The following is a 5,851-nucleotide window of genomic DNA, read 5'->3' on the forward strand; positions in this document are numbered from 1 at the left end:
TCTTTAACGGCATAGTACATCACTGCATTACGCTGTCCTGCATACCCTTTTCCGAAAACACTCTCAACCTCTTCTTCATTTAGAACTCCCTGGTTAACCAGTTTTCCAGATTCCTCTTTAATCTTTCCTTTCCATATAAAAATTATGTTTTCTACTTCTTTTAAAATCTCAGGAGGGATACTCGTATAATCAATCGCCTTTGTATTGTTATAGGAAAGATCATAAGCAATAAATAAATTAAGTTTAATATTATGCTCATCCAATACACCTGACTCCTTAAAATTAGAGATATAAGTTCTGAGTACCATTTGGAAGTTTTTTCTACCCGTAGCAAAGCCAATTCCAACATTTATCCGTTGCTTATTATTCATGCTTTTCTTCCTTCGTAAAATATCATTATCATGTAAACTTTATTTTTCATAATATATTATTTTAACTACCCTTCATTATATATAAAAAGAATATAACCGTCAAATTATGCGGGTTACAAGAGTTTTTTGGTGACAAAATCACTGATATAGTCTAGTGGATTAGTATATGATAAAAATAAACTATTTAACAACATAGGAGGATTTAATGTTTAACTTATTTAAAAAAAATTACTTTGTCCTGTCAATGTCCAAAGCAAGAAAATATTGATAATGATCCATCCATCATGATTATCGATGTACGTACTCCAGCAGAATATAAATCAGGGCATATCCCAAAGGCTGTTAATATTCCTTTGGACAAGGCGGACAAGATTAAAAGCCTGTTTAAGAATATGGATACCATTATTTATGTATATTGTTTAAGTGGAGCTCGTAGCAGTAAGGCCTGCAATTATTTTTCAAAAATCGGTTATACAAATGTCACAAATATTGGTGCAGTTGGTAACTGGCTATGTTATTCCTGATGTGCACAAATTGTGCATGGTAAATTTGTTAAGCATATTTTCACGATTGATGCTGTATAGATGCGCTTCAAATTCGTCGGCTGTCATATCCCAATAACGTGTAGCGGTTTCTCGATTGATAATCAACTGCCTGGCTGTCTGTGATCGAGTGAATCCCAACTCTTTGAGTTGTTGTATTTGATGATACAACTTAAATCCTTTCATTTCTACCGCTCCCGTCTCTCTTCGTAAATCTATTTTACCAAAGATAAGAGCTGGTTTGAATTTAAGTTGTATGGTTGTTGGCGAAAACCTGTATGCTTTCATTGACGTAAATGTGTATGGTTTATTTTACCATTTACATCTTGTTTGAAAATACTTGTTTTTTCCAATTTCTCTTCCTCCTAATGAAATATTATCTATATTTTTAAAATACCCTAAATTTAACACTGTAACCCCTCAAGGCTGAAAAATTAAAAATGCTCCCTTTATAGAAACAGCTTTATTATTTCAACTGTCTACTCTAAAGAGAGCGTATGAATCTTGCTTTAACAGGATTTAATGTTCTTTTAGGGTCGGAATTCACTGATGTCACCTATGTTTCCGGTGGTTTCTTTGGTCTGATCATGGTTTTGGTTTTGGCACCCATTTATCTCATTGTCTGCAATTACGTGAATCAACTGGTCAACATTAAAAAGCTCATAATATTCTTGGCTCCTCTTGCCGGACTAATTGCTACCTTCTTTGCTGAAGGTTCAATTGCATTCGGGCTCAATGTTTCTGCATCTGCCAGTATGGGTTATTATCTGTACCTGATTATTTCCATTGTCATGATCGCTGTGGGATTCCAGCAGTATCAAAACATTTTTATGAGTAATGGCGGACTTTTTTAATTCCTTATTTGACGCTTACCTTCCAATTTTAAAATTTATTTAAAGTACTTTTCTTCCTGAAATTAATCTTATCACAACTACAACGATCGCCACGACAAGCAGAATGTGAATTAATCCGCCCATTGTATACGAAGTAACCAGTCCAAGAACCCATAAGACTATGAGAATAACAGCAATTGTCCATAACATGACTTTTCACCCTTTCTTTATTTAGATTTTTGCCAGCTTATAACTCTTTTTTGTCGAAAACAATGATAATCAATGTGTCATTATTTAAGCCGGTATCTTAAATTACTAGCAAATTAAGATATCGGCTTAATATTGGGAAGATTACATATCTGATTTTTAATCGTTTATTTATCATTATCCATGTCATTGATTTTTTTTGAAATATTTTCTTTTACATCGTCCAATTTTTCTTTTACATCAGCCTTACTCGACTGAACCTTACCTTTAAGTTCTGTCTCTTCATTACCAGTTGCTTTCCCAAAATCTTCTTTGGACTTTCCTACAACTTTATCCTTTGTATTCTCAAGTTTGCTTTTTAAATCTGCCATTTTATACCTCCATTATATTTTTCAAAATTCGAAATTAACTATGGTTATAATCAATTAAGTTTATGGTCCATCTTCCCTATTACTTATATACCCCTCTTATTTATTTTAACCACATTTTTCAAAATTCTTAACGAGGTTGTTGTGTAGGTTTTAATCTGCACCACAACCTCCTTATCTTTTATGAACAGAACTTTTCCAGCTGGTGACCATTGGCTCTATGTCTGGAATTACAGTCTCAATGCAACTAAAAAAAATGCAAAAATGAAGCCCTAATCTCTCAAATAATGGAGATTAGGGCTATTATAAATTTCAAAACGAAAGGAAGCTTAACATGACAAAAGTAACACCTGCTAAAAGGATCAACATTGTTACGATTAAGATGGTAAAAGAAGGAAGTATCCTCTATGATGTCCGTCTAATAAGCACACCTTCAGATGCAGCTGGACTGGGCAGAAAGTTCTTAGAGGACTCAGATCGTGAACAGGTGATCGTCTGTTGACTGGACACTAAGAATCGGCCTGTATCACTTAACGTGGTCAGCATCGGTTGTCTAAACAGTTCGCTTATTCATCCCAGGGAAATCTTTAAAATAGCAATTCTGTCCAATTCCGCTGGTATTATCATATTTCACAATCATCCTTCCGGAGACCCAGAGCCATCCCAGGAAGATATCAATATCACTACACGAATCAAAGAAGCCGGAAAACTTATGGGCATTGTAACTGTTGGACCACATTATCATCGGCTCAGAGGGTGCCTTCTGCAGCTTAAAAGGCAAGGGACTCTTATAGGAAGAACAGTAATTCCCCAAAGACTCAATCATCTTTGGGAATCTTATTTTTTTTCCCTCATTGCTAAGGGATTTAGCTATCAATCAATAATCAATCTGCTACCAAAAGCAGCTCTTTAATTTTGAGACTCTTCATTGTTCTCTATGACTCTCTACAAACCATTTAGGTTCCTCATAATAAAGACAAACCTCTTTGTTTAAAATCCGGCACACATACCGAATACCCTGTCCTCCAACCTTTAGTGAAACTCCAGGTCGCATATCTAAAACCCGGTCAATTTCAAAAACCCTGCCATCCTCCCAAAAAACCTGCAAGGGAATGATTCTGCCATCTTCCTCAAATTTTGCAATCACCGGAACATATTTTTTTATGATCATTATTTAACATCTCCTTTAAAAGTATCCAATCGGATGAATCACATGGTCTTTTTTCGGGTCCAGACAACTCATTTGATCTCCGAGGGTAATGGCTCTTTGAATGCTAAGATTTCCAAATCGTTTTCGAAGGCCGTCAATGGTCGTATCCAATTGAGCCAACCGCAATCTTTCCTCTTCCCTGCCAAACACATCCAACTGGATGGGAATCGTATTCGGTACCAGATCTGCAACCCGGACGCCCATGGAACGTATATCCAAACTGAAATCATAGTTTTTCTCAAATAACTCAATGGCTGCTTTAGCTATCTCGTTTGTGATATCCGATGGCTTATCAAGCTTTACCTGGCGTGTGAAACTATATAATTCCTTATTTCGCACATGAATGTCCACTGTCAGACAAAAACATCCCGTTTCCCTCAAGCGCATGGCCACACTCTCAGTCAGCATGTAAATGATCAGCTTCACATCTCTCAGGTTCTTCAGATCCCGGGGAGTGGTTATACTGTTGCCAATGCTCTTAATGAATCGTTCATTTCCGTTATAATGCTCATCAAAGGCTTTCACCGGACTGTCATCCAGTCCATTGGCAAATCGCCATAACACTGCTCCCATTTTACCAAATACGAGAACAAGAAAATCCTGGTTACTTTCTGCGAGTTGTCCTATGGTGTAAATGCCATACTTCAATAACTTTTTTTTCGTTGCTCGTCCTACATAGAGCAAATCACCAGCTTCCTGTTCCCATACTATTTTCTTATAATTGACTCGATTAATCACTGTGATGGCATTGGGTTTCTTATAGTCAGAACCAAACTTGGCAAAAATCTTATTCCATGATACGCCTATAGAAACGGTCACACCTAACTCATCCTGTATCTCTAGGCTGATCTTTTGAGCGATTTCTTCTCCACTACCATGGATTTTAACGCTATTTGTAACATCAAGCCAGCACTCATCGAGCCCAAAAGGCTCCACCTGATCCGTGTATCGGTTGTAAATTTTTCTAGACAGCTTGGAATAACGCAGATACCGTTCAAAATTTGGCGGTACGATCACCAGATCCGGACATTTACCAAGAGCCTGCCATAAAGTTTCCCCTGTTTTAACCCCGGCTTTCTTTGCTTTCTCATTTTTTGCCAGTATAATCCCATGACGTTTTTCTGGATTTCCACCGACAGCTACAGGAAGATCTCTTATCTTCGGATTGTACAGACATTCCACATTTGCATAAAAGCTGTTCATATCCGAATGTATAATGACACGCTCCATAACTCATCCTCTTTAACCTTTTTGACCTTTGAATTAAATTAGTACATATGTTCTTCTACGCTTATAATACACCCATTTATGATATTTTGTCAACGGTTTTTATATCCATTTTAATCATTCATGATAATATTCGCAAACTTTAAATAACTATCACTTATAAAACAGAGTAAAAAAAATTACTGAAAATAAAAAAGACAGTCAAAAATGACTGCCCATGAATTATCCCAAAAATCCGGTGTTCTAAATTAATGATCATTCTTTAAAACAGGTTAACAGGTTAATAGATTTGATAAAGCTCCTTTTTTTTATTGTCTTTTCCTGGAAATTCCGGTAAATGAACTTTTATCTCTTTAAACTCATAATCAGTCAGATACTTGAAGAGTTGCAGATAACCTTCCACTCCAATATTGATATAAACCATTGCTTTTGCCTGGTATTCATTTAATGGTTCAATTATATTATTCTTATATGTAAAGTATCGATCTGCTGATACGATATACAGTTCAACATCGCCTTCATTATAAACAGGAATTGTTGTTAATCGTTTTGCTTTTTCTGTATCATATACAATGCCATCAATCTCACTCTGTTTAATACTTACAAATTGTGAAATAATATCGCCAGGTGCATTACTTCTTCATCTTTTTAATCGAGGTAGAACACACCATCATCATTAAATTTTGTAGTACCTTTTATTACAAATCCAAAGTGATTGTAGATAGTTCCTTCTCCATCCATATCAATCCAACGAGCATCAAGATCACTCTGCGACATAAGGCAATGGCCTACGCAAGCAGGATCATTAAAATAGAACTGATAACCATCATCTATCTTTTTATAACCTACACAGATAATCCAATGCCCATCTGCAAGATAAGTATTATCCGTAACATCTTTTCCAAGCGCTTCATCGTAATGGGTAGCAGTAGCGTTCGGATCAGTCGTGTTATATTCCCCACTCCAAGCCTGAACACACATCATAACTGGATAGCCGGAATCAATAAATGAAGCCAGTTCTTCAATAGAAATATTCTCTTTTTTCTCAACGGCAACCCCTTCTGATTTAAAATAATCGTAAATCTGCTGAGGT

At 36.1% G+C, this 5,851-nt stretch carries 11 protein-coding genes and 1 pseudogene; 4 read left to right on the top strand and 8 right to left on the bottom strand.

Features of this window, described 5'->3' with window-relative positions:
• Window positions 1–371 (bottom strand): annotated as a pseudogene (locus VIK44_RS13965) (hypothetical protein); the annotation flags it as partial.
• A 233-nt stretch (window positions 372–604) separates the two neighbouring features.
• On the opposite strand from VIK44_RS13965, the gene VIK44_RS13970 reads away from it, so the two are divergent.
• Window positions 605–895 carry a rhodanese-like domain-containing protein gene (locus VIK44_RS13970; protein ID WP_331554505.1) on the top strand — a complete coding sequence of 97 codons (291 nt, stop codon included), beginning with the start codon at window positions 605–607 and terminating at the stop codon, window positions 893–895.
• Here VIK44_RS13970 and VIK44_RS13975 read toward each other — a convergent pair.
• Window positions 881–1,099 (bottom strand): hypothetical protein, encoded by a 219-nt coding sequence (locus VIK44_RS13975; protein WP_331554506.1) that lies wholly within the window; start codon window positions 1,097–1,099, stop codon window positions 881–883. The two genes, VIK44_RS13970 and VIK44_RS13975, sit on opposite strands and share 15 nt — an antisense overlap.
• 311 nt (window positions 1,100–1,410) lie before the next feature.
• Between VIK44_RS13975 and VIK44_RS13980 the strand changes: the two genes are divergently transcribed.
• The gene (locus VIK44_RS13980) at window positions 1,411–1,767 is read left to right on the top strand and encodes a hypothetical protein (RefSeq protein ID WP_331554507.1); all 357 of its coding nucleotides are present in this window, start codon (window positions 1,411–1,413) and stop codon (window positions 1,765–1,767) included.
• Between the two features lie 39 nt (window positions 1,768–1,806).
• On the opposite strand, the gene VIK44_RS13985 is transcribed toward VIK44_RS13980, so the two are convergent.
• A complete protein-coding gene (locus tag VIK44_RS13985; RefSeq protein ID WP_331554508.1) occupies window positions 1,807–1,956 on the bottom strand; it encodes a lmo0937 family membrane protein in 150 nt (49 codons plus the stop codon).
• 164 nt (window positions 1,957–2,120) lie between these two features.
• Entirely contained in the window at window positions 2,121–2,324 is a 204-nt protein-coding gene (locus VIK44_RS13990) for a CsbD family protein (protein WP_331554509.1), read from the bottom strand.
• Between the two features lie 331 nt (window positions 2,325–2,655).
• On the opposite strand from VIK44_RS13990, the gene VIK44_RS13995 reads away from it, so the two are divergent.
• Both VIK44_RS13995 and VIK44_RS14000 read left to right on the top strand, forming a co-directional pair.
• Complete coding sequence (locus VIK44_RS13995) at window positions 2,656–2,823, top strand: hypothetical protein (RefSeq protein WP_331554510.1); 168 nt, start codon at window positions 2,656–2,658, stop codon at window positions 2,821–2,823.
• A gap of 33 nt (window positions 2,824–2,856) precedes the next feature.
• Window positions 2,857–3,234, top strand: a complete 378-nt coding sequence (locus VIK44_RS14000; protein WP_331554511.1) for a JAB domain-containing protein — start codon at window positions 2,857–2,859, stop codon at window positions 3,232–3,234.
• Between the two features lie 12 nt (window positions 3,235–3,246).
• Here the strand turns inward: VIK44_RS14000 and VIK44_RS14005 are convergent, their stop codons facing one another.
• The 4 genes from VIK44_RS14005 to VIK44_RS14020 form a co-directional block, all read right to left on the bottom strand.
• Entirely contained in the window at window positions 3,247–3,492 is a 246-nt protein-coding gene (locus VIK44_RS14005; protein WP_331554512.1) for a hypothetical protein, read from the bottom strand.
• A 15-nt stretch (window positions 3,493–3,507) separates the two neighbouring features.
• Complete coding sequence (gene dinB, locus VIK44_RS14010) at window positions 3,508–4,761, bottom strand: DNA polymerase IV (RefSeq protein ID WP_331554513.1); 1,254 nt, start codon at window positions 4,759–4,761, stop codon at window positions 3,508–3,510.
• Between the two features lie 277 nt (window positions 4,762–5,038).
• Complete coding sequence (locus tag VIK44_RS14015) at window positions 5,039–5,182, bottom strand: hypothetical protein (RefSeq protein ID WP_331554514.1); 144 nt, start codon at window positions 5,180–5,182, stop codon at window positions 5,039–5,041.
• Between the two features lie 224 nt (window positions 5,183–5,406).
• Window positions 5,407–5,851 (bottom strand): C39 family peptidase (locus tag VIK44_RS14020; protein ID WP_331554515.1); only part of this gene is annotated, 445 nt, incomplete at its 5' end.

It is taken from the genome of Acetobacterium sp., assembly GCF_036508315.1.
GTDB lineage: Bacteria > Bacillota > Clostridia > Eubacteriales > Eubacteriaceae > Acetobacterium.